The following is a 24,604-nucleotide window of genomic DNA, read 5'->3' as shown; positions in this document are numbered from 1 at the left end:
GGACCAGATCGCTCTGACACGACGCATCCGTCATGACGCTCTGGACGGAGGCCTCATCCCTGTGCCGTAGTCACCCGCAGTGGCTGCGCCGAGGCCCTGGTCCGAGGCGCCGGAATGCTCCCGGCACGCCGCAACCGCAGCCGATACCGTAATGGCATGACCGCACTGCCCGACTGGATGCGCCCGCCCCGCGCGGAAGGCTGGTTCGCGGAGGACCTGGATCACCTCCCCGAGGCGCCGCGCCACACTGAGCTGATCGACGGAGCACTCGTATTCATGATGTCCCCCCAGCGGTCCTGGCACGGCCGTCTGATTACCGCTCTGACCACCATGCTGATGGCGCAGGCGCCGGCCGGCGTAGAGGTTGAGCGGGAAATGACGATCCGCCTCGACGCCCGAAACCGACCTGAGCCGGACATCCTGCTGACGACCCTCCCCTACGACCCCGACCGCACCTGGTACTCCCCCGGCGACGTGAAGCTCGTCGTGGAGGTTGTCTCACCCGAGTCCGCCCACCGCGACCGTACGGTCAAGCTCCGTAAATACGCAGAGGCCGGTATTCCGCACTACTGGTGCATCGAGGACGAGGACGGCGCACCGGCCGTCCACGTATACGAGCTCGATGAACCAACGGGGGCTTACGCGCCCGCCGGTATCTTCCGGGGTTCTTTTCAGCGTCTGGTGCCCTTCGAGATCAGTCTCGACCTCGGCAGCCTCACGCCTCCCCGAAGCAGCTGAAGGGTCATGGCGAGGAGCACCTGACCCATGGGGCGACGGGCAGACCCCCGACCGCCTCACCCCCCGACGCGTGCGCGCCGCGAGGCCGCCGCGCGCAGTACGCGCTGCCCCTCGGCCGACACGTCCAGCACCTGACGCAGCCCGGCGCCCGCCGGGGCCGTGGCCGCGATCTCCGCCAGCATCCCCAGGATCCGGGTCTGGCGCGCGGTCTCCCCGGCCAGCAGCGGCCCCGCCCCTCGCGGGTCGCCCGCACGGCAGCGCGCCACCGGCTCCGCGGGGCCGGCGCGTTCGGCGTCGTGGCCGAGGTGGATCTCCAGGGCCAGCACCGAGCAGTCGTCGGCCCAGTCCCGCAGTCCGGCGCCCGCCCGGACCGCGGGGGCCTCGCCGAGCAGTTCGCGGATGCGGCGGACGGTCGCGTCCTCGCCGGGCAGGGCGTCCAGCGCCGCGCGCGCCTCGGCCAGCCGGTCCGGCCAGGCCGCCCCGTCCGCGCAGCCGGCCCAGAGCGGGCGCAGCGGATCGGGGTCTGCGCCCTCGGCGGGCTGCGGCAGGCAGCGGTCGAGGCAGGCCGCCCCGCTCGCGGCAAGGCCCCGCTCGTCGGCGGCGGCGATCAGTTCCAGCAGGCTCATCGGCAGTCTCCCGTCGGCCCTCCCCACGCCGGGACGCATGGGAACGCAGTGCTTCCTGTTACCGCGTTCAGCGCCGAATGGCCGAAAATCGTCACTGCGGGCGGCCGAAACCGCTTGCTGTCCGTGGGGCGGTGCTGGACCCGTGGGGCGGCGCTACAGCCGGGCGTTGAGCGGGAACAGGCCGACAGCGGCCCGCTCCCCCTGCATCCTGGTCAGCTCGCGCACGAACAGGATCGCGAAGACCGCGGCCGCGATGTCGAGCAGATCGGACACCACCATCATCGAGGCGGCGTCCATGATCTGCTGCGGCAACTCGGCCTGGTCGTACCGGGTGGCGGCGAACCGGCCGAACACCATCGCGGCCACCCAGGTGCCCCACCACAGGTTCATCGGGGCGGGGGAGACATCGCGCCAGGTGCCGTCGGTGTTGGTCTGCGCACTCGCGGTCCAGATGCCACCGGCGATCCGACGCGGCAGCCACAGCCCGGCGACCGGAACGAACCAGCCACCGATGGCCCAGCCGGGCCGCATCGGCTGGGCGCTCGCGTCGAAGATCTCGGCGTTCGCCCGGACCCGCCAGAACCACATGAGGAAGGCGATGGCGGCGGCGAGGGTGGTGAGGATCTGCAGGACGCCCGCGCCCGCGTAGAGCGTGTCGGCGCGGTCGGCGTCCGCCTGGTCGACCCCCACGAAACCGCCGCCGAAACCGGCGTCGAAACCGTTGTCGATCAGCGTGCGGACGTTGATGTCAGCGGCCACCGCCAGCAGGTCCGCCACGGCGACCACCGCCAGCAGGACGACGACGGCCTTCGCGAGCCCCTCGGGCGAACGCAGCCACTGCTGCGGAGCGGTGAAGGCCGGTGCGGACAGGGCCTGGGCCCTGGCCCTTCCGGCGGTCGGCGCGCAGAGCGCACAGCGTCCGTCGGAGCGGACCGGCGGTCTGGTGCCGCAGGTGGAACAGAGCATGGAGCAACCCCCCAGGGTTGTGGACGCACGGAGATCCCGGGCGCGGACAAGAGCGGAAGACAGAGGCCGCGCGCTCCTCCCCAAGTGCGCGCGGCCTCCGGAACCTAGCTCCCGGCCACTTCCCTGTCCACAGCAAATCCACAGGGAATCCATCGCTTCGGCACTCCTGCCCCGGTACGGCGCTCAGCCCTTGTCGATCTCCCCGGCCAGCTTCCGGAACCCGTCCCAGCCCAGCTTCGGCTTGCCCGGGTCCCACAGCTTCTGGGACGTCGCCCGCAAGGGCATCCGGATGCCCTGCGCGACCTGCGCCGCGGTCTGGGCGTTCGGCAGATCGCCCCAGACGGCGAACCGGCCGCCGAGGATCTGGCGGGAGTAGCGCGCCGGGACGGGGGTGGTGCCGCGCATCACGAGGGGGGTCCACTGCTCGTAGATCCGCTTGCCGGTGGGGTAGACGAAGTCGTTGGGCTGGCCGAGCACGTAGTAGAGGAACTCGTCGTTGAGGTTCAGCATCTGACGGCCCTCGCGCAGGTACTCGTCCGGCTGCCGGGCCCCGTACTCCTTGCCCGTCCAGTACTCGATCTCGATGTTCTTGGCCGCCTTGACGACGCTGTCGCGGAAGAGGCCGTCGTTCCACGCCTTGGGCTGTTTGCCGTGCGGGCGGACCACCGCCGCGCGGTCGTTGAGCCAGCCGGTGGCGAGGTCCGCGATCCCGGCCTTCGGCCCGTACTTCCGTACGGCGGCGGCCTGGAGCTGGGGGTAGGAGGCGGCCGGGTCCCGCGCCATAAGCGCGAGGTACTCATCGGCGCCCAGGTGCCAGTAAGTGCCGGGGAAGAGCTCCGTGTACTCGTTGAGGAGCTCGTCGACGAGCTTCGCCGCGCCCGGCTTGGAGATGTCGAGCGATCCCTGCGAGGCCACGCCCGACACATTGCGCAGCTGGAGGTCGGGGTGGGCGCGCAGGACCGCGCCGAGGTGGCCCGGGGAGTCGATCTCCGGCACCACCTGGATGTGCAGCCGGCCGGCCAGGGCGACGATCTGCCGCACCTGCGCCTTGGTCAGGTGCTCGGGCGACACGATCTCGGGGTGGGTGTCGGACTCGACGCGGAAGGCCTGGTCGTCGGAGAAGTGCAGGCCGAGCTGGTTGAGCTTGAGGTCGGCCATGTCGCGCAGCCGGTCCTCGATCCAGCCGACGCTGTAGAACTTGCGTGCGATGTCGAGGTTGAGCCCGCGCTGCGGGCGGTCGGGGCGGTCGCGCACCTCGCCCTCCGGCATGGAGCCGTCGGCCCGCACCGACTGCTTGAGGGTGCGGGTCCCGTAGAAGACGCCCGCCTGGCCGGGCCCGCTGATCGTGACGCGGCCGTCGTGGGTCTTCAGGGTGTACGACTCGGGCCCGGCCTCGGCCGTCGGAGTGAGGGCCAGTTCCACATCGCCGGCCCGCGCCGCCGCCTCGCCCCGGTAGCCGATCTTGAGCTCGCCCGCGAGCAGCCGCCCCTCGTCGGCGAGCCCCTTGCTGCCGTCCGCGATCACCACCGCGCTGCCCTTGCCCGGCCGCCAGCCGGGACCGTGGGCGGGGGTGTGCTCGCGTACGGCGGGGATGGTGCGGGGCGTCTTCGACAGCGGGTAGCTGCGGGTCGGGGAGGGGGTGGGGGCGGCGGACGTGGCTCCGGGCGAGGTCTGGGAGCCGGACCTGCGCGCGGGGTCGGAGCTGTCGGGCCACAGGACGACGGTGAGCGTCACCGCGGCGGCCGCGGTGACGGCCGCTCCGGCCGCGAGGGCGCCGCGTGAGAGCGACATCGGTCAGAAACCTCCGGTTTTAGCGGGAAAGCGGGCAGAAGTAAGGAGATAGCCGGGCATTCTCCTCGTTATTTCGTACAGCAGTGATTCCGAAACTCTCCGGTCCGCTCTCCCGTCCGGGTGAAATTCGCACATCCGCCGGACGGCCGTTGCCCGGCCTCGATACCTTTGAGGCACATTCGTCTCTCCCTTCACCCCGCATCCACCTGGTCACTTCGATCCCTCCCCACTCCAGGTTCACAGATGCCGCTGATTCGAGGAGCCCACGCTGTCCAGGTCCAGCGAGTCCCACGCCGGCCTGCCGGAGCAACCGCACAGGCCCGCCCGGCGGACCGCCGTGCCCGTGCAGAGCTGCGGGCAGGCCGCCGCCCGGCCCGGCCCGTACGCCTTCGGCCTGCGGCGTTTCAACACCGCGCCCGCCCCGGACGTCGAGGCCGCCCTGCTGGACTGCTTCGGCAGCCACCGCTGGGCGCAACGGCTGGCCGCCCACCGCCCCTACCCGGATCTGGACGCGCTGCTGGCCGCCGCAGACGAGGCGGGCTACGACCTCTCCCTCACCGAACGCGCCGAGGCGCTCGCCGCCGAGGCCTCCCCGGCGCTGGCGCCCGACGCGGCACCCGCCGCGCACCTCGCGCTGGCCGCCGCGCACGCCGCGTACGAGTCGAAGTTCGGGCACGTCTTCGTCATCTGCCTCGACGGCGTCCGCCCGGCCGAGCACCCCGACCAGGTCCTGGCGGGCATCCGGGCCAGACTGGGCCACGACACCGACCAGGAGCGGGTCGTGACGGCGGACGAGATGCGGCGACTCGCCCGGGGCCGCATCATCGGTCTGGTATCGAGTCAGTAACGGGTTACGGGCGGCTCCGGATGGCCCCCGCCCTGCGGACAGGCGTATGCCTAGCCCGTCCGTGCCTGATTGATTGCCACTTTGATCACACCAGAGGCCCCGCCGCGAACGAACCGACAAACCGTCGCTACGATGGCCGGGGCCGGTGGACCGTACCCGGCCGGGTCAGACCGACAGTCAAGCCGGCCGACCCCAATCCCCGCTCCCGGAGGGTTCTTCCGTGCCGGCTGGAACGCTGTACCGCGGCCGGGAAGGCATGTGGTCCTGGGTGGCTCATCGAGTCACCGGTGTCCTCATTTTCTTCTTCCTGTTCGTACACGTCCTGGACACCGCTCTCGTCCGTGTCTCCCCCGAGGCCTACGACGAGGTCGTGGCCACGTACAAGACATGGCCCGTCGCGCTCCTCGAATACGGCCTCGTGGCCGCGATTCTCTTCCACGCGCTGAACGGTCTCCGCATCATCGCTGTGGACTTCTGGGCCAAGGGCCCGCGACTCCAGAAGCAGATGCTCTGGACCGTGCTGGGCATCTGGATCGTGCTCATGGTCGGGGCCCTGTACCCCGTCCTCGGCCACGCCGTCCGTTCCATCTTCGGGAGCTGAGGCCCATGTCCACCGAGACTTCCGCGATCGGCGCAGTCGAAGGCGTCAGCCTCTACGATGTCGACAATCCGGCCCCCGTGATCGAGCCCCCGCGTACGCGGACCGGCAAGACGCCCAAGGGGTCGCGCACCAACTTCGAGATGTACGCCTGGCTCTTCATGCGCCTGTCGGGCATCGTCCTGGTCGTCCTGGTCATCGGCCACCTGCTGATCCAGCTGGTGCTGGACGGCGGCGTGTCCAAGGTCGGGTTCGCCTTCGTGGCCGGCCGCTGGGCCTCGCCGTTCTGGCAGATGTGGGACCTGGCGATGCTGTGGCTCGCCATGCTGCACGGCGCCAACGGTCTCCGTACGGTCATCAACGACTACGCCGAACGGGACAACACCCGCTTCTGGCTGAAGATGCTGCTGTACACCGCCACGGTGTTCACCGTCCTGCTGGGCACGCTGGTGATCTTCACCTTCGACCCGAACATCCGCTAGGCGCCGGGCCCGAAGGACCAGAGGTAAACCATGCAGATCCACACGTACGACACCGTCATCGTCGGCGCCGGCGGCGCCGGCATGCGCGCGGCCATCGAGTCGACCAAGCGCAGCCGCACCGCCGTGCTGACCAAGCTCTACCCCACCCGCTCCCACACGGGCGCCGCGCAGGGCGGCATGGCCGCCGCGCTCGCCAACGTGGAGGAGGACAACTGGGAGTGGCACACCTTCGACACGATCAAGGGCGGCGACTACCTGGTCGACCAGGACGCCGCCGAGATCCTGGCGAAGGAGGCCATCGACGCCGTTCTCGACCTGGAGAAGATGGGCCTGCCGTTCGGCCGTACGCCCGAGGGCAAGATCGACCAGCGCCGCTTCGGCGGTCACACCCGCAGCCACGGCGAGGCCCCGGTCCGTCGTGCCTGCTACTCGGGCGACCGCACCGGCCACATGATCCTCCAGACGCTGTACCAGAACTGCGTCAAGGAGGGCGTGGAGTTCTTCAACGAGTTCTACGTCCTGGACCAGCTGGTCGTCGAGGAGGACGGCGTCAAGAAGTCCGCCGGCGTCGTCGCCTACGAGCTGGCCACCGGCGAGATCCACGTCTTCCGGGCGAAGTCGGTCATCTACGCCTCGGGCGGCACCGGCAAGTTCTTCAAGGTGACGTCGAACGCGCACACCCTGACCGGTGACGGCCAGGCCGCCTGCTACCGCCGGGGCCTGCCGCTGGAGGACATGGAGTTCTTCCAGTTCCACCCGACCGGCATCTGGCGCATGGGCATCCTGCTGACGGAGGGCGCCCGCGGTGAGGGCGGCATCCTCCGCAACAAGGACGGCGAGCGCTTCATGGAGAAGTACGCGCCCGTCATGAAGGACCTCGCGTCCCGTGACGTCGTCTCGCGCTCCATCTACACGGAGATCCGCGAGGGCCGCGGCTGCGGTCCCGAGGGCGACCACGTCTACCTCGACCTGACGCACCTGCCGCCGGAGCAGCTGGACGCCAAGCTCCCGGACATCACCGAGTTCGCGCGTACGTACCTCGGCATCGAGCCCTACACGGACCCGATCCCGATCCAGCCGACCGCGCACTACGCCATGGGCGGCATCCCGACCAACGTCCAGGGCGAGGTGCTGGCCGACAACACCAACGTCGTCCCGGGCCTGTACGCCGCCGGCGAGGTCGCCTGTGTCTCCGTGCACGGCGCCAACCGCCTCGGCACCAACTCGCTGCTCGACATCAACGTCTTCGGACGCCGCTCCGGCATCGCCGCCGCCGAGTACGCCGCGAAGAACGACCACCTCGACCTTCCCGAGAACCCGGCGCAGACGGTCATCGACCAGGTCGAGCGGCTGCGCAACTCCACCGGCACCGAGCGGGTCTCCACGATCCGCCTGGAACTGCAGGAGTGCATGGACGCCAACGTGATGGTGTTCCGCACCGAGCAGACCATCAAGACGGCGGTCGACAAGATCGCGGAGCTGCGCAGGCGCTACCTCGACGTGTCCATCCAGGACAAGGGCAAGCGGTTCAACACGGACCTGCTGGAGGCCGTCGAGCTGGGCAACCTGCTCGACCTCGCCCAGGTCATGGCGGTTTCGGCGCTGGCCCGCAAGGAGTCCCGCGGCGGTCACTACCGCGAGGACTTCCCGACCCGCGACGACGTCAACTTCATGCGCCACACCATGGCGTACCGCGAGGTCGCCGACGACGGCACCGAGTCGATCCGGCTGGACTACAAGCCGGTCGTCCAGACCCGCTACCAGCCGATGGAGCGTAAGTACTGATGGCTACCCCCACGATGGAAAAGGCCGACAAGGTCCCTGAGCCCGAGGCCGGCTTCGCCGATTCCCCGTTCATCACCGCCACCTTCCGGATCCGCCGGTTCAACCCGGAGGTCTCCGAGGAGTCCGAGTGGCAGGACTTCCAGATCGAGATCGACCCGAAGGAGCGTGTCCTCGACGCCCTTCACAAGATCAAGTGGGAGACCGACGGAACGCTGACGTTCCGCCGCTCCTGCGCGCACGGCATCTGCGGCTCGGACGCGATGCGGATCAACGGCAAGAACAGGCTCGCCTGCAAGACGCTGATCAAGGACCTGAACCCGGAGAAGCCGATCACGGTCGAGGCCATCAAGGGCCTCACGGTCCTCAAGGACCTCGTGGTCGACATGGACCCGTTCTTCCAGGCCTACCGCGACGTCATGCCCTTCCTCATCACCAAGGGGAACGAGCCGACCCGCGAGCGTCTGCAGTCCCCCGAGGACCGCGAGCGCTTCGACGACACCACCAAGTGCATCCTGTGCGCCGCGTGCACGTCCTCGTGCCCGGTGTTCTGGAACGACGGGCAGTACTTCGGCCCGGCGGCGATCGTCAACGCGCACCGCTTCATCTTCGACTCGCGCGACGAGGGCGGCGAGCAGCGGCTGGAGATCCTCAACGACCGTGACGGGGTGTGGCGCTGCCGCACCACCTTCAACTGCACGGACGCCTGCCCGCGTGGCATCGAGGTCACCAAGGCGATCCAGGAGGTCAAGCGCGCGCTGATCACGCGTCGCTTCTGACCTTCCCCCGGCGTCATCGGCATCCAGGGCCCCGTCCTCCGCGCGAACACCGCGGGCGGCGGGGCCTCCTGGCTGCACGGCGCGGCGCGTAACGGTACGGTCGTGCGGAACCGGGCACGGTTCGCCGCCCGCGTCGCAGCAGGCCACCGGGCGCACGGCACGATCGAGAGCGGGGAACGTTGAGCGATCCGAATCCGTACGCGGACGACTCATACAAGTGGGGGCCTCCCCAGCAGCCGGCGGGTCCGCCCGTCCACGGCTACCCGCAGCCGTTCCAGGAGGCGCCGCCCCAGCCCGGCTACGGCTACCCGGCAGGTCAGCCGGGGGTGCCGGGCTACGGCTACCCGGGAGGTCAGCCGGGGGTGCCGGGTTACGGGTACCCGGGACAGCAGGGCATGCTCCCGATGGGCGTCGGCGCGCCGATGCTGTCGATCGGTGACATCACGATCATGGGCGACTCCATCGTCACTCCGTCCGGAACGATGCCCCTCAAGGGCGCGACGTGGACGGCCACGGACATGTCGCGCACCGAGGAGAAGATCCCCACGGTCGGGATCGTGCTCGCGATCCTCTTCGCCCTGCTGTGCCTGGTCGGTCTGCTCTTCCTCCTGATGAAGGAGAAGAAGACCACCGGATACGTCCAGGTGTCGGTGACCAGCGCCGGCCGCCACCACTGGACGATGATCCCTGCCATGCACCAGGGCACCTTCGCGATGGTGATGGCCCAGGTCAACACCGCCCGCTCACTGAGCTTCTGACGGCCCGTCCGGAGCCCGGGGCGGGACGCCACCGAGGGCGCCCCGGGCTCCCGCCCGCCGGCGCGGTCAGTCCCAGGCGGCGGCGCCCCGGGCCTCCGCGACCACCATGACGCGCCGCAGCATGGCGTTGAGCAGTCGGCGTTCGTCCTTGCCGAGGACGCCGAGCAGCCGCTCCTCCTCGTTGCCGAGGACGTCCATCGCGCCGAGCCACGTCGAACGCCCCCGGTCGGTCAACTCCACGTCCACGCGCCGCCGGTCGGTGGTGGAGGGCGTGCGGCGGACGAATCCGCGACGCTCCAGCGCGTCCAGCCGGCCGGTGACGGAGGCGGGCGCGAGGTCGAGGTCGGCGGCGAGATCGGACGGGGCGGCCGTGCCGCCGCGCCCGGCGAGCTTGTGCAGGGTGTCGAACTCCTGGCGGTCCAGGTCGAAGTCGAGGAGGGACTGTTCGCGCACCCGGCGCAGATGGACGGAGAGCTTCTTCATGCGGGTCACCGCGCCCTCGACGTCCGGGTCGAGTTCCGGAAGCACCGGCTTCCACCGCTCCACATGTCCGTCGGTCCAGTCGCGTCGCTCCATGGTCCACAGCCTACGCCGAACCTCAACTGCCTTTCGGTACCTTATATTTCGTTGACGAATACTTCGGAAGCGAAATAGATTCCGCGCCATGCCTCATCCTCACCCTCATCCTCTGCGCTCCCGCTCCTTCCGCCTGCTCTTCGTCGGGCGCAGCCTGTCGATGCTGGGTGACGCGGCGATCCCCGCGGCCCTCACCCTCGCCGTCTACCTGGCCACCGGCTCGACCGGGGCGCTCGCGCTGGTGCTCGGCTGCGCGATGGTGCCCAAGCTGCTCCTGCTGCCGCTCGGCGGCGTCGTGGGCGACCGCTTCAACGCCCGTACGGTCGCGCTCACCACCGATCTCGTACGGTGCGCCAGCCAGCTCTTCGTCGGCGCCGAACTCCTCTCCGGCGCACCGGCCCTGTGGCAGATCGCGGTGGCGGAGGCGATCGGCGGCGCCGCCGGGGCGTTCGCGATGCCGACCGTCTCGCCGCTGATCCGGGGCACCGTGCCGGAGTCCGGGCTGCTGCGCGCCAACTCCCTGATGGCGGTGGTCAGCAGCGCCACCCGGATCGGCGGCCCCGCCGTCGCCGGAGCGCTGGTCCTCACCGCGGGGCCCGGCTGGGCGTTCGTGCTGGACGGCGCCAGCTTCGCGGTCAGCGCGACCCTGCTGTCCGCGATCGACGTCCGGCACGTCCCCGTCGCCCGCAGCTCCGTGCTCAGCGACCTCAAGGAGGGCTGGGGCGAGGTCCGAGGCCGCGACTGGTACTGGACGAGCCTGATCGCGCACTCCGTCTGGAACGGCGCGGCGGCCGTCCTGATGACGCTCGGCCCGGCGCTCTTCCTCCACCACCTCGGCGGCCGGGGCATGTGGCTCGCCTTCCTCCAGACCGGCGCCGTCGGACTGCTGCTCGGCTCGCTGCTGGCCGGCCGGGCCCGCCCCCGCCGCCCGGTCCTGATCGCCAACCTGGGCCTCGCCCTGTACGCGCTGCCGCTCTGCCTGCTGGCCGTCCACGCCCCGGCGCTCGTCGCCATCGCCGCGTACGGGGTCTCCCAGGCCGGGCTGGGCTACCTCAACCCGGTCTGGGAGACCGCCGTCCAGTCCGCCGTACCCGCACACGCGCTGGCCCGGGTGACCTCGTACGACTGGCTGCTCTCGCTCGGGGCGATGCCGCTGGGGTACGCCCTCGCCCCACTGGCGGCCTCGGCCTGGGGCGCCGAACTCCCGCTGGCCGCAGCCGGGATGGCGGTCGGCGCGGCCTGTCTGGCCACCGCCGCGGTGCCGGGCGTACGACGCTTCGCGGCGCCCGGCGGGAAGGTGACGCGCACCACCGGGGCACCGGCTTGAACCTGTTCAAAACCAGGTCTACAGTCCATGACAACAGCATTTGAACGCGTTCAAGGGAGGGTGGGGCATGGACCTCACTGTTGTCGCGTACGTCATCTATCTGCTCATCAGCGTGGCGCTCACCATCTGGGTGGCCCGCACGCTCAGCCGCAACGGCAAGGTGTTCCTCGCCGATGTGCTGCACGGGAACGAGAAGCTCGCGGAGGCCGTCAACCACCTGCTGGTGGTCGGCTTCTACCTGGTCAACCTGGGGTTCGTGACGCTCTATCTGAAGAACTCCGACGCGGTCACCGACGCCCGCGGCCTCTTCGACGCACTCTCGGTGAAGGTCGGCGTCGTCCTGCTCGTCCTCGGAGTCATGCACCTCGGCAACGTCTACGTGCTGAACAGGATCCGCCGCCGGGGAATGATGGAGCGCGAGCACACCCCGCCCGTGGCGCCGCAGGGCTGGACGCCTCCGGGCACCGGGCCGTGGACCGCTCCCGCCACCAAGGCGTGAGGGCGGGCCATGACAACCCGGACAGCTGGGCGACGGCCGTCCGTCAGCCGGCTCACCGTCCTCTACGACGCGCAGTGCTCGCTCTGCGTCCATCTGCGGCAGTGGCTGATGAGACAGCGTCAGCTGGTCCCGCTGGACCTGGTCCCGGCCGGCTCCGCCGAGGCGCACCGCCGCTTCCCCGCTCTCGACCACTCCGGGACGCTGGAGGAGATCACGGTCATCGGTGACGGGGGCCAGGTCTACCGGTCCACGTCCGCGTGGATCGTCTGCCTCTGGGCGCTGGCCGAGCACCGGCCGAAGGCCCACTGGCTGACCACCCCGGCCGGCCGCCCGTTCGCCAGGGCGACCGTCCTCGCCGCCGCGAAGTACCGCTCGCTGACGGCGGCGCCCTGCGGGACGGACGGCGGCGGGGGCGGGGAGTGCGCGGTGCGAGGGCCGGAGCCCGGCACACGGTGATCCCCGATACCCTCGGGACCGTGGTGAAGGAAGAGAAGGACGTGAAGGAAGTCAAGGCTCCCAAGAGCGAGCAGACCCGCACACTCATCCTCGAAACCGCGCTCCGGCTCTTCCAGGAACGCGGTTACGACAAGACGACGATGCGGGCCATCGCCCAGGAGGCCGGTGTCTCCGTAGGGAACGCGTACTACTACTTCTCGTCCAAGGAACACCTCGTCCAGGGCTTCTACGACCGGATCGCCGCCGAGCACGAGGCGGCGGTCCAGCCGGTTCTGGCCGGCGACCAGGACCTCGCGGTACGCATCCGCGGGGTCCTCCTCGGCTGGCTGGACGTGGCGGAGCCGTACCACCGCTTCGCCGCCCAGTTCTTCAAGAACGCCGCCGATCCGGAGAGCCCGCTCAGCCCCTTCTCCAAGGACTCCGTCGCGGCCCGCGACGCGGCGATCTCCATCCACCGGCGCTGCCTGGCGGGCGCGGACACCAAGGTCGATCCCGAACTGGCGGAGCTGCTGCCGCAGCTGATGTGGCTGAACCAGATGGGCCTGGTGCTGTACTGGGTGTACGACCGGACGGACGACGCCGAACGCAGCCGCCGCCTCGTGGAGCGCACCGCACCGATCATCGCGCGGGCCATCGCGCTGTCCCGGTTCCGGGTGCTGCGACCGCTCGTGCGCCAGGTCCACGCGGTGCTGGAGGAGTTCCTGCCGGGCGCGACGGGGCACACGCCGGAGCGGCCGCCCCGCTGATGCCGGGGCGGCCGCTCCTGTGCGTTCTGCCTGCTGGTCCGCGAGGGACCGTCAGATCCAGCCGAGTTCCCACAGCCGCCAGATGCCGGTGCCGTCCGAGAGGTACTGCGAACCGGACACGTCGGGCTTGGCGAGGACGTAGTCCTTCTTCTGCCACAGCGGGACGAGCGGCACGTCCTCGCCGACCAGCTTCTGGAGGTCCTTGAAGTCGGCCGAGGTGCGGCTGCGGTCGCTGAACTGCAGCGTGTCGCTGATCAGCTGGTCCATCTTCTTGCTGCTGTAGCCGTTGTGGAGGCTGGTGTCACGGCCCACGAGCGGCTGGCTGAAGGTGTCGGGGTCCGGGTAGTCGGGGAGCCAGCCGACGGTGTACATGTCGTACTTACCGGCCGCGTAGCCCTTCTGGAACGCCGTCCACTCCACGGACTTGATCGTCACCTTGAACAGCCCGTCCGCGTTCAGCTGACGCTGGATCTCCTTGCTCTCCGGCGTGTACGAGTCGCCGGTGCGGTAGGCGAAGGTGATCGGGAGCGGCAGCTGGACGCCCGCTTCCTCCAGCAGCTTCTTGGCCCGCTTGGGGTCGGGCGACGGGTACTCGTCGAAGAACGGGGTGCTGTGCCCGATGTAGCCCTGCGGGATCAGCGAGTAGAGCGGCTCGACGGTGCCCTGGTAGACCTTGGTCACCAGCGGCGCGCGGTCGATGATCGACGCGATGGCCTGGCGGACCCGCTTGTCGGCGAGCGGCGAACCGGCGCGGACGTTGAAGACGAGGTTGCGGATCTCGGCGCTGTCCGCCTCCGTGACGCGCTGGTCGGAATCGCCGGGGTTCAGCTCCGCGAGCGCGGTCGGCGGGAGCTGACGGTGCGTGACATCGATCTGCCCCGACTTCCAGGCCGCCAGCAGGTCCTCCGACTGCTTGTAGTAGCGCACGGTGACCGGTCCGCCGGTCTTCTTCAGCGCGCCCTTGTACTTGCTGTTCGGCACCAGTTCGGCCTTGGCGCCCGGCTCGTACGACTTGAGCACGTACGGCCCCGAGCCGCTGACCTTGTTGTCGGCCCGCAGCTTGTTGTCCGAGTAGGCCTCCCGGTCGACGATCGAACCGGCCCCGGTGGCGAGCTTCTGCGGGAACGTCGCGTCGCGCGACGAGAGGTTGAACGTGATCGTCCGGCCCTCGGTCACCACGTTCTTGAGGGTCGGGAACAGCACCGAGGGACCGACGTTCGTCTTGATCCTGAGCATGCGCTCGAAGGAGTACTTGACGTCCTCCGCGGTGATCTTCCGGCCGTTGGAGAACGACAGGTCGTCACGGAGCTTGCACTGGTACGTCTGGAGCTTCCCGCCGAGGAAGCCGCAGCTCTCGGCCGCGTCCGGCTCGGGGACGATCGCCCCGGACTTGAACGTCATGAGGGACTGGTAGACGTTGCTGTACATCGCCCATGAGCCGGCGTCGTACGCTCCCGCCGGGTCGAGCGAGGTCACTATGTCGGTCGTGCCGACGGAGACCGGATCCTCCTTCGCTCCGTCCGAAGGAAGCAACTGCCAGGCGCCGACGCCTGCGATGACCAAAACCGCGAGAATCGCGAGAATCCGTATTCGGATCGACCGCATTGCCGTGCTCTCCCTTAACAGCCCCACCTCGGTGTCGCGCTCAGATACGCAGATCACCGCACGTTCGCGCTCAGCCAATCACACGATTTTCACATCTGGAAGAGGAAATCAGGGATACACAGCCTTTCGTTCGTTACTTGAAACCTTCGACGATAGGCCGAATACAGAGGGTTGGTAACCGGTCACCGAATTCGCCTGCGGACGCCGTCTAGGCGTGCTTGGAGGCGAGTTCGACGACGGTGATGTCCGAGGGGGCACCGACCCGTACCGGCGGACCCCAGGCGCCCGCGCCGCGCGTGACGTAGAGCTGGGTGTCGCCGTAGCGTTCGAGACCGGCGACCGTGGGGTTGGACAGCTCCGCGATGTAGTTGCCCGGCCAGAGCTGGCCGCCGTGGGTGTGCCCGGAGAGCTGCAGGTCCACGCCGTGCGCGACGGCCTCGTCGATGAGGACGGGCTGATGGGCCATGAGGACGGCGGCCCGTGAGCGGTCCCGGTCGCCCAGGGCGCGGCCGAAGTCCGGGCCCTGCCCCTCGCTCTCGCCCCCGATGTCATTGACCCCGGCAAGATCGAAGCCGTCGATCTCCACCCGGGCATTCTCCAGCGGGTGCATCCCCAATTCCCTTACGTGGTCCACCCATTGGGCCGCGCCGGAGTAGTACTCGTGGTTGCCGGTGACAAAGAACGCGCCATGCCGGGAGCGGAGGCCCGCGAGCGGCTCCGCGGCCGGACCGAGATCCGCGACCGATCCGTCGACCAGGTCCCCGACGACCGCGATCAGGTCGGGCTGGGTCCGGTTGACCGTGTCGACGATCCGCTGGGTGTGCGCCCGGCCCAGGATCGGGCCGAGGTGGATGTCGCTGACCACGGCGATCCGGAAACCGTGCGCGGAGCGGGGCAGCCGGGCCAGCGGGATGGTGACGCGCTTGACCCGCGGGCCGCGCAGCACCCCGTACGTGCCGTACCCGACCGTGCCGAGCCCGGCGACGGCCGCGGCGCCCCCGACGGCCCGCGCGACGAAGAGCCGGCGCGAGGCGGAGGGTGCGGGGGGCGCGGGCGGCGCGAGGGGGGCGGGTGGTGCGGCCGTCCTGGTGTCGGAGCCGGCGCGCTCGGCCTCCGCCACCTGTCCGTTCTCCGCCGTCTGCTCGGTCTCCGGCGTGCGCGCCGGATCGGTCCCGGCCCCGGCCGTCGTCGCCCGGCGCGCGAGCAGCCGGCGCAGCAGCGGCCGTACCGCCTCACCGACCAGCAGGGCCAGGGTCAGGTAGAGCAGCGCGGCCAGCCACAGGTAGCCCGGCCAGGCCAGCACCTGCTGGAGCCAGAACGGCACACCCGAGCGGCCGGAGACCAGGGCGCCGACGCTCAGCAGTGGGAGTACGTACGCCGCCACCGTGCCCGCCCGGCGCAGCCGGCTGCCGGCGGCGGTCGTGTCACCGACGAAGCGGCGCCACACATAGCGGTGCACGGCGACGAGCAGCGCGAGGGCCACGACCGCCAGCAGAACGAACCCCATGACTGCCATGTACGCCGCCCCGCCCTGTTTGTCCGTATTCGGTCCGTACGAGGTGCCGAGCCGCTACGCGGACCGGTCGCGCAATGCCCTGACGCCGCGGAACCCGATCACGCCAACCGCCGTCCCCAGAAGAAAGGACGTGATGGCGAGCAGCAGATGCACCCAGAAGTACGCAGTAGGGTCACCCGCGTCGTCGAAGGCGAGACCGCTGCCGTCCTTCCACAGGTTCTTGACGAAAGTGATCCAGATGAACCAGCTCCACACCCCGAAAGCGAGCAGGAACCAGGAGACGGGGCGGCTGAGCTTCATGGACTCAGTATCTCCGGCCCGCCCGGGCCGGCTCGCCCGGGGTGGGCTGTTCCTGGGTGGGCTGTCCTGGCGGTGCGCCCGGCGGGTCATACCGTCGGTGCCTATTTTCACATCAACTGCATGTACGTTTTCGACCGTGTCAGCTCTCAAGAAGACCGCACTGGCGGTCACCTCTGCCGCCCTGCTGTCCGCTCTCGCCGTCAGCCCTGCCTCTGCGGTCGACAAGGACACCTCCGACGACGCGCCGAAGCCGCCCGCCGACATGTCGCGGGTCGGTGGCGAACAGCTGGGTCAGTCGGGCACCCAGGTGAATCTCGGCCCCGGGGCGCCGGTCCTGCCCAAGGACCTGACCGGCAGATCGTGGATGGTCTCGGACGCCGAGAGCGGTGAGGTGCTCGCCTCGCACAATCCGCACTGGCGGCTGCCTCCGGCCTCCACCCTGAAGATGCTGTTCGCGGACACCGTGATGCCGGCACCGGCCCTGCAGCCGAAGACGCGGGAGTACACGGTGAAGGACGAGGACCTCGCGGACATGGGCGAGGGCAGCAGCCTGGTGGGGGTGAAGGAGGACCTCAGCTACACGGTGCACGACCTGTGGCTCGGCGTCTTCCTGCGTTCGGGCAACGACGCGGTGCACGTGCTGGCCTCGATGTACGGGGGCGTCCCGAAGACCGTCGACGACATGAACAGCCACGCCGAGGAGCTGCAGGCCCTGGACACCCACGTCGTGTCGCCCGACGGCTACGACGCCCCCAAACAGGTCTCCAGTGCGTACGACCTGACCCTGTTCGCCCGCAGCGGGCTGCAGAACGCGGACTTCCGCGAGTACTGCTCGACCGGCACGGCGGAGTTCCCCGGCAAGAAGGAGAAGGGCGAGAAGCGGGAGGAGTTCGGCATCCAGAACACCAACCGGCTGCTCACCGGAGCCGACGGCGTCACCCCGTACAAGGGCATCGCGGGCGTCAAGAACGGCTACACGTCGCACGCGGGCAACACCTTCACGGGTGTCGCCGAGCGCAACGGCAAGGTGCTACTCGTCACCGTCATGCACCCGTCGTCCGACGAGACGCACGCCGTCTACAACGAGGCGGCGAGCCTGCTCGACTGGGGCTTCAGCGCGAGCGGCAAGGTGACACCGGTCGGCGAACTGGTCCCCCCGAAGTCCGCGGTGCCCGACAACGGCACGGGCAAGGGCGCGGAGGCCGACGGGCCCGCCGCCGCCAAGGCCCAGCACGGCGCGGCGAAGACCACGAAGGCCGCCGCCACGGGCGGTTCCGGCGGGGTCGGGGTCGCGCTGGGCATCATCGGCGGGGTGCTGGTGCTGGTCGCCGGGGCCGCGTACCTGGTCAACCGGCGCTGGCCGCTGCCGGACCTGGTGCGCCGCCGCTCCCGCCCCTGACCCGGCCGGCCCTGACCCGGCCGCCTCCGACCCGGCCGCCCGGGGCGCTCGCGCCCCGGGTTCGCTGTGCCCGGGTGCTCCCGCCCCGGGTCTCGCCGCCGTCGGCCGGGACGTCCGGGGCGCCTGGGGCACCCGAGGCGTCCGAGGCGTCCGAGGCGTCCGGAGCCGCGTCGCCCTCCACGGGGCGCGGCTCCTCTGCGTCCTTGCTCGGCGTCGCCGTCCAGGCCGCGCAGAACAGCAGCAGCTTCGCGGTGAAGTTGATCCACAGCAGCAGGGCGATCGGCACGCCGAACGCCCCGTACATGCTCTTCGACGCGACGCCCTTCATATAGCTGCCGAGCAGCAGCTTCAGCAGCTCGAAGCCGACCGCGCCGACGAGTGAGGCCACCACCAGCCGGCGCCTCGGCGGCTCGACGCCGGGCAGCAGGGTCAGCAGGTACAGCAACAGCAGGAAGTCGGCGACCACCCCGACCAGCAGGGCCGCGATCCGCAGCAGCACCCCGCCCGCGCCGTTCTCAGGGATGTTGAGCAGATCGGCGATCCAGCCGACGGCGACGGAGCCGACAGAGGAGATCGCCAGGGTCACCAGGGCCGCCCCGCCCAGGCCGAACAGCACCCCGGCGTCCTTGAGCTTGCGGATGACCGGATTGCCCTCGTCCAGATCGTCCATGTCCCAGACCGCGCGCAGGCAGTCCCGCATCGAGCCGATCCAGCCGATGCCGGTGAAGAGCAGCAGCGCACCGGCCACCAGTCCGACCGTGCCCGCGTGCGCCACCAGATTGTCGATGCCCAGCTGGTCGGAGATGCCGGGGACCTGCTCGGCGACCTTGTCCTCGATCTTGTCGAGCTGACTGTCGGAGAGCAGCGCGGCGCCGACCGCCGCGGCGACCGCGATCAGCGGGAAGAGCGCCAGGAAGCTGATGAACGTGATCGCCGCCGCGAGCCGCGCCCAGTGGACCCGTACCAGCGTTTCGTAACTGCGCCAGACGTGCGTCTCCATCAGCCGGGAGACGAGCGGCCCGATGACGGGGAGTTTTTTCAGCCAGTCCATGATGTACGACTACCCTCCCCGGCACCGAAAACCGACGTCCGGTCGGCCACGTAGGAGATGACACCCTTTCAATCACCCATTTCGGTGAGTGTTGTAACAAATCCCTCAAAGGTGTTTTCTCGGGCGATACGGTCACCCTCATGTCTGTCGACACCGTGTCCCTGACCGGCTGGGGCCGCACCGCCCCGACGACCGCGCTGCGCTTCCGCCCCGCTAGTTACGAGGAGGCGGCGGCGACGGTACGCGGCTGCGGGCCCCGTGGCTCGATCGCCCGAGGGCTGGGCCGGGCGCACGGCGATTCGGCGCAGAACGCGGGGGGTTCGGTCCTCGACATGACGGCGCTGAACCGCGTCCTCGCCTTCGACGCCGGGACCGGTGAGGTGGTGTGCGAGGCGGGTGTGAGCCTGCACCGGCTGGTGGAGGTGCTGCTTCCGCTCGGCTGGTTCCTGCCGGTGACGCCCGGCAGCCGGTACATCACGGTGGGCGGCGCGATCGGCTCCGACGTCCACGGCGACAACCACCGCGCCGCGGGCTCCTTCTCCCGCCACGTCGTACGGTTCGAGCTGCTCACCGCCGACGGCGGCATCCGTACGGTCCGGCCCGGCACCCCGCTCTTCGACGCGACCACCGGCGGCATGGGCCTGACCGGGGTGATCCTCTCGGCCACGCTCCGGTTCCACCCCGTCGCGACGTCCCTGATGTCGGTCGACACCGAACGGGCCGCCGATCTGGACGACCTGATGACCCGTCTCGCCACGGACGGCGACCGCCACCGCTACGCGTCCGCCCGGATCGACCTGACCTCGCGCGGCCGGGCGACGGGCCGGGGCGTACTGACCCGGGGGGAGCACGCCCCCTTGGATGCACTCCCGGCGCACGCCCAGCGCACACCGCTCGCCTTCCGCACCGCCCAACGGCCCGCCGCTTCCTCGCGCGTCTCGGATCTTGTACCGGGTCTCGGCTCGGGCCTCCTCTCGGATCTCGGCTCGGGTCTCGTCCCGGGTCTCGGCTCGGGTCTCGTCCCGGGTCTCGTCCCGGGTCTCGGCTCGGGAGGGCTGCTCGGCCGCGCCTCTGCGGCCGCCCTGGCCGAACTGCGCCACCGCCGGGCGCCCCGGTCCCGCACCGGTGAGCTGCGGCGGATCTCCGCCTTCTTCCACCCGCTGGACGCGGTGCCGCACTGGAGCCCGGTCCAGGGGCGCGGCGGTCTCGTGCACTACGAGTTCGCCGTCGGCCACGGACAGGAGGAGACGCTGCACCGGATCGTCCGGCAGCTCTCGCGGCGCCGGAGCGCGCCGTTCCCCGGCGTGCTCCGGCGGTTCGGTGCGGGCGATCCGGGCTGGCTGTCGTTCCCGGTGCCCGGCTGGGCGCTCTCCCTCGACCTGCCGGCCGCCCTGCCGGGGCTGGCGCGCTTCCTCGACGGCCTGGACGAGGAGGTGGCGGCCTCGGGCGGCCGGGTCTGCCTGACGAACGACGCCCGGATCCGCCCGGACGTGCTGGCCGCGATGTACCCGCGACTGGGCGACTTCCGTTCGCTGCGTGCCGAGTTGGACCCGGACGGCGCGTTCAGATCGGATCTCTCGCGCCGGCTCTCGCTCTGACCGACGCGCCGCCCCGACTCTCTTTCTCCCCGCTCTCCCCGCTCCCCCCTCTCCCCCGCCTTCTCCCCCTCCCCCAAGGAGCGTTTCCGTGAAGGATGCCTTCGGTGCCCCGCAGTCCCTGCTCGTCCTCGGCGGCACATCGGAGATCGGGCTCGCCACCGCACGCCGCCTGATCGCCTGCCGCACCCGCACGGTGTGGCTCGCCGGACGCCCCTCCCCCGCCCTGGAGTCCGCGGCGGCCGAGCTGCGCGGGCGCGGCGCCTACGTCCGTACCGTCGACTTCGACGCGCTGGACACCGAGTCGCACGAGATGACCCTCGGCAAGATCTTCACCGAGGGCGACATCGACATGGTGCTCCTCGCCTTCGGTATCCCCGGCGACCAGGAACGTGACGAGGAGGAACCGCTCTCGGCGGTCCGGGTCGCCCAGACGAACTACACGGGGGCCGTCTCCGCCGGGCTGGTGTGCGCGGGCGCACTCCAGGCGCAGGGGCACGGCTCGCTGGTGGTGCTGTCATCGGTGGCCGGGGAGCGCGCCCGGCGCGCGGACTTCATCTACGGGTCGAGCAAGGCGGGCCTGGACGCGTTCGCGCAGGGGCTCGGGGACGCTCTGCACGGCACGGGCGTGCACGTGATGGTCGTACGCCCCGGTCCCGTGCAGTCGGCCGGTACGGCGGCCGAGGCGCCGCTCGCGACGATCCCGTTCACGCGGACGCCCCTGGTGACGACGCCGGACGCGGTCGCGGCCGCGATCGTGACGGGTCTGCGCCGCCGCTCGGAGACGGTGTGGGTGCCGGGGGCGCTGCGGGCCGTGATGTCGGCGCTGCGGCATGTGCCGCGCCCGCTGTTCCGGCGGCTGCCGGTCTGATCCGGCGGCCCCCGGGCCTATCGGCTCAGGGGTGGAGCGAGGGCGCGTCCACGGAGCTGCCGCTCTGCGCGGGGAGGGCGGGCGCGCCGCCCCCCGCCGCGAACGGGAACTCGTTGATCTTGCGCCAGACGCTGTCCGGGCCCTGCTCGTACAGCGCGAAGGAACCGCAGGTCCAGGCGGCCTCGTAATCGCCCAGCTCCGCGTACGCCCGGTCCATCGCCTCTTCGGAGATGTCGTGCGCCACGGTCACGTGCGGGTGGTACGGGAACTGGAGCTCGCGCACCAGCGGCCCCGACGCGTCCCGGACCCGCTTCTGCAGCCAGGAGCAGGCCGAGGCGCCCTCGACGACCTGGACGAAGACGACCGGCGAGAGCGGGCGGAAGGTGCCCGTGCCGGACAGCCGCATCGGGAAGGGGCGGCCACCGGACGCGATCCCGGCGAGATGTGCCTGGATCGCGGGCAGCCGGGCCGCCTCCGCCTCGGTCGGCGGAAGGAGGGTGACGTGGGTGGGAATGCCATGTGCGGCAGGGTCCCCGAAGCTCGCGCGCCGCTGCTGGAGCAGGCTGCCGTAGGGCTCCGGGACCGCGATCGAAACGCCGAGCGTTACGGTCCCCACGTCGTTCTCCTCAATCCTCGATGGTCTGTTTTCGGCCACTGACGGCCGCAAGCTTCACGCCGCCAGTGTGCCGCCTGTGGAGGTGGTACCGCCAGGGTCCTTGGACTCAGTGCTTCGCGGGCAGAAGACCCATCCGGTCGTAGGTCCGCGCCAGGGTCTCGGCGGCGACGGCCCTGGCCTTCTCCGCTCCCTTGGCCAGGATGGAGTCCAGCGTCTCGGTGTCGTCGAGATATTCCTGGGTGCGGGTGCGGAACGGTGTGACGAAATCGACCATGACCTCCGCGAGGTCGGTCTTCAGCGCACCGTAGCCCTTGCCCTCGTACTTCTGCTCCAGGTCGGCGACGGACGTGTCGGTGAGCGTCGAGTAGATGGAGAGCAGATTGCTGACGCCCGGCTTCTCCGCCGGGTCGAAGCGGATCACCGTGTCGGTGTCGGTGATCGCGCTCTTCACCTTCTTGGCGGTGACCTTCGGCTCGTCGAGGAGGTTGATCAGACCCTTGGGGTTCGCCGACGACTTGCTCATCTTGGCGGACGGGTCCTGGAGGTCGTAGATCTTTCCCGTCTCCTTGAGGATGTACGGGTCCGGCACGGTGAACGTGTCGCCGTAGGTGCCGTTGAACCGCTCCGCGAGGTTGCGGGTCAGCTCCAGGTGCTGGCGCTGGTCCTCGCCCACCGGGACCTGGTCGGCCTGGTAGAGCAGGATGTCCGCGACCATCAGCATCGGATAGGTGAAGAGCCCGACCGTGGTGCGGTCGGTGCCCTGCTTGCCGGACTTGTCCTTGAACTGCGTCATCCTGGCCGCCTCACCGAAGCCGGCCAAGCAGTTCATGACCCAGCCGAGCTGGGCGTGCTCGGGGACGTGGCTCTGGACGAAGAGCGTGCAGCGGTCCGGGTCGACCCCGGCGGCGAGCAGCTGGGCGACGGCGAGCCTGGTGTTGGCGCGCAGTTCCTCGGGGGGCTGCGCGATGGTGATCGCGTGCAGGTCGACGACCATGTAAAAGGCGTCGTGGGACTCCTGCAGGGCCACCCACTGGCGGACCGCGCCGAGGTAGTTGCCGAGGTGGAACGAGCCTGCGGTGGGCTGGATTCCGGAGAGCACACGGGGACGTTCAGAGGCCATAGAAATCATTGTCTCAGGTACGGAACCGATCTCGGGCAGCCGGTGTATGAAAGGTGTGAGGACGCAGGAGGGGGCCCTGCAGCCGGGCCGGAAGGGGGGCCGCGCCATCGATGACGACGGTGCGGGCCGCGCTTTCGCGCCCGCCGGAGGGCGGAAGGACCGGGCGCCGGACGGGCCCGTCTCCGAGGCGGCGGTGATCGCGCGGGTGCGCGCGGGCGAGGCCGAGGCGTACGCCGAGCTGGTGCGCGCGCACACGGGCGCCGCGCTGCGTGCGGCGGTCGCCTTCGGCGCCGGGGCGGAGGCGGAGGATGTGGTGCAGTCCGCCTTCTTCAAGGCGTACCGCTCGCTCGGGAGTTTCCGCGAGGGCGCCGCGTTCCGGCCGTGGCTGTTGCGGATCGTCGTGAATGAGACCAGGAACACAGTCCGCTCGGCCGGCCGGCTGCGCGCGGTGGCCGGCCGCGAGGCGGGGCTGCGGGAGGCCGATCCGCTGATACCGGACGCGACGGATCCGGCGGCGGCCGCACTGGCCCAGGAGCGGCGGACGCTGCTGATAGCGGCTCTGGACGGGCTGGGCGAGAAGCAGCGCCAGGTCGTCACCTGCCGCTATCTGCTGGAGATGGACGAGGCGGAGACGGCCCGGACGCTGGACTGGCCGCGGGGCACGGTGAAGTCCCGGCTGAACCGCGCGCTCAAGAAGCTGGAGAAGAGCCTCGGGGCGCTGGGCCCGCACGGCCCCTTCGCCCCGCTGGGCGCGGCGGGCTCGGCAGGCCCGGCGGGCGCGGTCGATAGGCACGAGGTGGGCCCGGCTGTGCCGGCACAGCCGACGGAAGGGGGTGACGGGAAGCGTGAAGGACGCCGGGGATGTGAATGAGCCGGAGCCGCAGGGCGGCCGGGCACGGCTGCGGGCGGAGCTTCTGGCGCTGGGGCGCGGTCTGGAGGTTCCGGGGGACGCCGGGCTGACGATGGCGGAGCGGGTGCTGGCGCGGATCGTCGCCGAAGGGGTGCCCGCTCCCGCCGCCCCGGGCCGGCGGGAGCGGGCCCGGGTGTGGGTCCGCCGCCGCGCCCGGCTGCTGGCGGCCGCGCTGTCGGGCCTCCTGGTCGTGCTGGTGCTGACGCCCCCGGTCCGGGCCGCGGTCATGGACTGGTTCGACTTCGGCGGGGTCGAGGTGCGGTACGACCCGTCCGGGCCTGCCGCCGGACGGGCGGGTGGACCGGTGCCGGGGTGCGCCGCCGAGCCGGTGGCACCGGCTCGGGCGGGCGAGCTGGGTCACACGGTCGAGCAGAACGATGACGGGGTCGACACCCTCCCCGATCTCAAGGTGATCCTCTCGAACGAGAGCAGCTTCGAGTATCCGGTGGACGAGGAGGGGGACCCCGTCTTCTTCGACTACGTCCTGGTCACCTCGGTGGACTTCCGGGGCCCGCGCGGGGACTGACTCCGTCACCCCTGCCGGTCGCCCTCAACCCGCCGAGGGCGCGGGCGCGCCGTGAAGTGAAGGTTTCCTCGTGGGCGATCCGACCGACGATACAAAGTGGGCACACCAACCCAATCCGCACGAC

At 70.5% G+C, this 24,604-nt stretch carries 25 protein-coding genes and 1 pseudogene; 16 read left to right on the top strand and 10 right to left on the bottom strand.

Annotated features, from left to right (window positions below):
* The first annotated feature begins 156 nt into the window (after window positions 1–156).
* Entirely contained in the window at window positions 157–738 is a 582-nt protein-coding gene (locus tag OG892_RS25220) for a Uma2 family endonuclease (protein ID WP_371630355.1), read from the top strand.
* A gap of 56 nt (window positions 739–794) precedes the next feature.
* On the opposite strand, the gene OG892_RS25215 is transcribed toward OG892_RS25220, so the two are convergent.
* From OG892_RS25215 to OG892_RS25205, 3 genes are all read right to left on the bottom strand, one after another.
* Entirely contained in the window at window positions 795–1,364 is a 570-nt protein-coding gene (locus tag OG892_RS25215) for a hypothetical protein (protein WP_328865685.1), read from the bottom strand.
* Between the two features lie 153 nt (window positions 1,365–1,517).
* On the bottom strand, window positions 1,518–2,330 hold the full coding sequence (locus OG892_RS25210; protein ID WP_371630354.1) for a DUF4328 domain-containing protein: 813 nt from the start codon (window positions 2,328–2,330) through the stop codon (window positions 1,518–1,520).
* Between the two features lie 183 nt (window positions 2,331–2,513).
* Window positions 2,514–4,121, bottom strand: a complete 1,608-nt coding sequence (locus OG892_RS25205; protein WP_371630353.1) for a glycoside hydrolase family 20 protein — start codon at window positions 4,119–4,121, stop codon at window positions 2,514–2,516.
* Window positions 4,122–4,458: 337 nt separating this feature from the next.
* Here OG892_RS25205 and OG892_RS25200 point away from each other — a divergent pair, with 337 nt between their 5' ends.
* The 6 genes from OG892_RS25200 (at window position 4,459) to OG892_RS25175 (ending at window position 9,367) form a co-directional block, all read left to right on the top strand.
* Window positions 4,459–4,968: a 2-oxo-4-hydroxy-4-carboxy-5-ureidoimidazoline decarboxylase gene (locus OG892_RS25200; protein ID WP_073732546.1), complete on the top strand. Its 510-nt coding sequence runs from the start codon at window positions 4,459–4,461 to the stop codon at window positions 4,966–4,968.
* 220 nt (window positions 4,969–5,188) lie between these two features.
* Window positions 5,189–5,569, top strand: a complete 381-nt coding sequence (gene sdhC / locus OG892_RS25195) for a succinate dehydrogenase, cytochrome b556 subunit (RefSeq protein ID WP_073732547.1) — start codon at window positions 5,189–5,191, stop codon at window positions 5,567–5,569.
* Window positions 5,570–5,574: 5 nt separating this feature from the next.
* Window positions 5,575–6,048, top strand: a complete 474-nt coding sequence (locus OG892_RS25190; RefSeq protein ID WP_024488891.1) for a succinate dehydrogenase hydrophobic membrane anchor subunit — start codon at window positions 5,575–5,577, stop codon at window positions 6,046–6,048.
* A gap of 30 nt (window positions 6,049–6,078) precedes the next feature.
* The gene (gene sdhA / locus OG892_RS25185) at window positions 6,079–7,833 is read left to right on the top strand and encodes a succinate dehydrogenase flavoprotein subunit (RefSeq protein WP_073732548.1); all 1,755 of its coding nucleotides are present in this window, start codon (window positions 6,079–6,081) and stop codon (window positions 7,831–7,833) included.
* Window positions 7,833–8,609, top strand: a complete 777-nt coding sequence (locus OG892_RS25180; RefSeq protein WP_073732549.1) for a succinate dehydrogenase iron-sulfur subunit — start codon at window positions 7,833–7,835, stop codon at window positions 8,607–8,609. The genes sdhA and OG892_RS25180 overlap by 1 nt, the downstream gene beginning before the upstream one ends.
* Before the next feature lie 179 nt (window positions 8,610–8,788).
* Window positions 8,789–9,367, top strand: coding sequence for a hypothetical protein (locus OG892_RS25175; protein WP_371630352.1), 579 nt, complete (start codon window positions 8,789–8,791; stop codon window positions 9,365–9,367).
* 66 nt (window positions 9,368–9,433) lie between these two features.
* On the opposite strand, the gene OG892_RS25170 is transcribed toward OG892_RS25175, so the two are convergent.
* Entirely contained in the window at window positions 9,434–9,943 is a 510-nt protein-coding gene (locus OG892_RS25170) for a MarR family winged helix-turn-helix transcriptional regulator (protein ID WP_371630351.1), read from the bottom strand.
* Between the two features lie 88 nt (window positions 9,944–10,031).
* On the opposite strand from OG892_RS25170, the gene OG892_RS25165 reads away from it, so the two are divergent.
* From OG892_RS25165 to OG892_RS25150, 4 genes are all read left to right on the top strand, one after another.
* Window positions 10,032–11,270: an MFS transporter gene (locus OG892_RS25165; RefSeq protein WP_371630350.1), complete on the top strand. Its 1,239-nt coding sequence runs from the start codon at window positions 10,032–10,034 to the stop codon at window positions 11,268–11,270.
* Between the two features lie 67 nt (window positions 11,271–11,337).
* Window positions 11,338–11,769, top strand: coding sequence for a hypothetical protein (locus OG892_RS25160; protein ID WP_073732553.1), 432 nt, complete (start codon window positions 11,338–11,340; stop codon window positions 11,767–11,769).
* A gap of 9 nt (window positions 11,770–11,778) precedes the next feature.
* Window positions 11,779–12,225, top strand: a complete 447-nt coding sequence (locus OG892_RS25155; protein WP_371630349.1) for a thiol-disulfide oxidoreductase DCC family protein — start codon at window positions 11,779–11,781, stop codon at window positions 12,223–12,225.
* A gap of 20 nt (window positions 12,226–12,245) precedes the next feature.
* Complete coding sequence (locus OG892_RS25150) at window positions 12,246–12,971, top strand: TetR family transcriptional regulator (RefSeq protein ID WP_328865691.1); 726 nt, start codon at window positions 12,246–12,248, stop codon at window positions 12,969–12,971.
* 51 nt (window positions 12,972–13,022) lie between these two features.
* Here the strand turns inward: OG892_RS25150 and OG892_RS25145 are convergent, their stop codons facing one another.
* The 3 genes from OG892_RS25145 to OG892_RS25135 form a co-directional block, all read right to left on the bottom strand.
* Window positions 13,023–14,576, bottom strand: a complete 1,554-nt coding sequence (locus tag OG892_RS25145) for an ABC transporter substrate-binding protein (RefSeq protein ID WP_073732555.1) — start codon at window positions 14,574–14,576, stop codon at window positions 13,023–13,025.
* Between the two features lie 208 nt (window positions 14,577–14,784).
* Complete coding sequence (locus tag OG892_RS25140; RefSeq protein ID WP_371630348.1) at window positions 14,785–16,092, bottom strand: metallophosphoesterase; 1,308 nt, start codon at window positions 16,090–16,092, stop codon at window positions 14,785–14,787.
* A 54-nt stretch (window positions 16,093–16,146) separates the two neighbouring features.
* Window positions 16,147–16,392 carry an SCO4848 family membrane protein gene (locus tag OG892_RS25135; protein ID WP_079193131.1) on the bottom strand — a complete coding sequence of 82 codons (246 nt, stop codon included), beginning with the start codon at window positions 16,390–16,392 and terminating at the stop codon, window positions 16,147–16,149.
* On the opposite strand from OG892_RS25135, the gene OG892_RS25130 reads away from it, so the two are divergent.
* On the top strand, window positions 16,331–17,791 hold the full coding sequence (locus OG892_RS25130; RefSeq protein ID WP_371630347.1) for a D-alanyl-D-alanine carboxypeptidase: 1,461 nt from the start codon (window positions 16,331–16,333) through the stop codon (window positions 17,789–17,791). The two genes, OG892_RS25135 and OG892_RS25130, sit on opposite strands and share 62 nt — an antisense overlap.
* Here the strand turns inward: OG892_RS25130 and OG892_RS25125 are convergent.
* Window positions 17,739–18,842 (bottom strand): YihY/virulence factor BrkB family protein, encoded by a 1,104-nt coding sequence (locus OG892_RS25125; RefSeq protein WP_371630346.1) that lies wholly within the window; start codon window positions 18,840–18,842, stop codon window positions 17,739–17,741. The two genes, OG892_RS25130 and OG892_RS25125, sit on opposite strands and share 53 nt — an antisense overlap.
* Before the next feature lie 140 nt (window positions 18,843–18,982).
* On the opposite strand from OG892_RS25125, the gene OG892_RS25120 reads away from it, so the two are divergent.
* Window positions 18,983–20,440, top strand: coding sequence for an FAD-binding protein (locus tag OG892_RS25120; RefSeq protein WP_371630345.1), 1,458 nt, complete (start codon window positions 18,983–18,985; stop codon window positions 20,438–20,440).
* A gap of 88 nt (window positions 20,441–20,528) precedes the next feature.
* Complete coding sequence (locus OG892_RS25115; protein ID WP_327338640.1) at window positions 20,529–21,308, top strand: decaprenylphospho-beta-D-erythro-pentofuranosid-2-ulose 2-reductase; 780 nt, start codon at window positions 20,529–20,531, stop codon at window positions 21,306–21,308.
* A gap of 25 nt (window positions 21,309–21,333) precedes the next feature.
* Here OG892_RS25115 and OG892_RS25110 read toward each other — a convergent pair whose 3' ends face one another.
* Both OG892_RS25110 and trpS read right to left on the bottom strand, forming a co-directional pair.
* Entirely contained in the window at window positions 21,334–21,924 is a 591-nt protein-coding gene (locus OG892_RS25110; protein WP_073732559.1) for a 2'-5' RNA ligase family protein, read from the bottom strand.
* Window positions 21,925–22,030: 106 nt separating this feature from the next.
* Window positions 22,031–23,044: a tryptophan--tRNA ligase gene (trpS, locus tag OG892_RS25105; RefSeq protein ID WP_073732560.1), complete on the bottom strand. Its 1,014-nt coding sequence runs from the start codon at window positions 23,042–23,044 to the stop codon at window positions 22,031–22,033.
* A 46-nt stretch (window positions 23,045–23,090) separates the two neighbouring features.
* Here trpS and OG892_RS25100 point away from each other — a divergent pair.
* Both OG892_RS25100 and OG892_RS25095 read left to right on the top strand, forming a co-directional pair.
* A pseudogene (locus OG892_RS25100) lies at window positions 23,091–23,777 on the top strand (RNA polymerase sigma factor); the annotation flags it as partial.
* A 130-nt stretch (window positions 23,778–23,907) separates the two neighbouring features.
* A complete protein-coding gene (locus OG892_RS25095; RefSeq protein ID WP_371630344.1) occupies window positions 23,908–24,480 on the top strand; it encodes a hypothetical protein in 573 nt (190 codons plus the stop codon).
* Window positions 24,481–24,604 lie beyond the last annotated feature (124 nt).

The sequence above is a fragment of the Streptomyces sp. NBC_00341 genome, assembly GCF_041435055.1.
Classification (GTDB): domain Bacteria; phylum Actinomycetota; class Actinomycetes; order Streptomycetales; family Streptomycetaceae; genus Streptomyces.
Note: the sequence above shows the minus strand (reverse complement) of the source record. Positions and strands in the feature narration are given on the sequence as shown.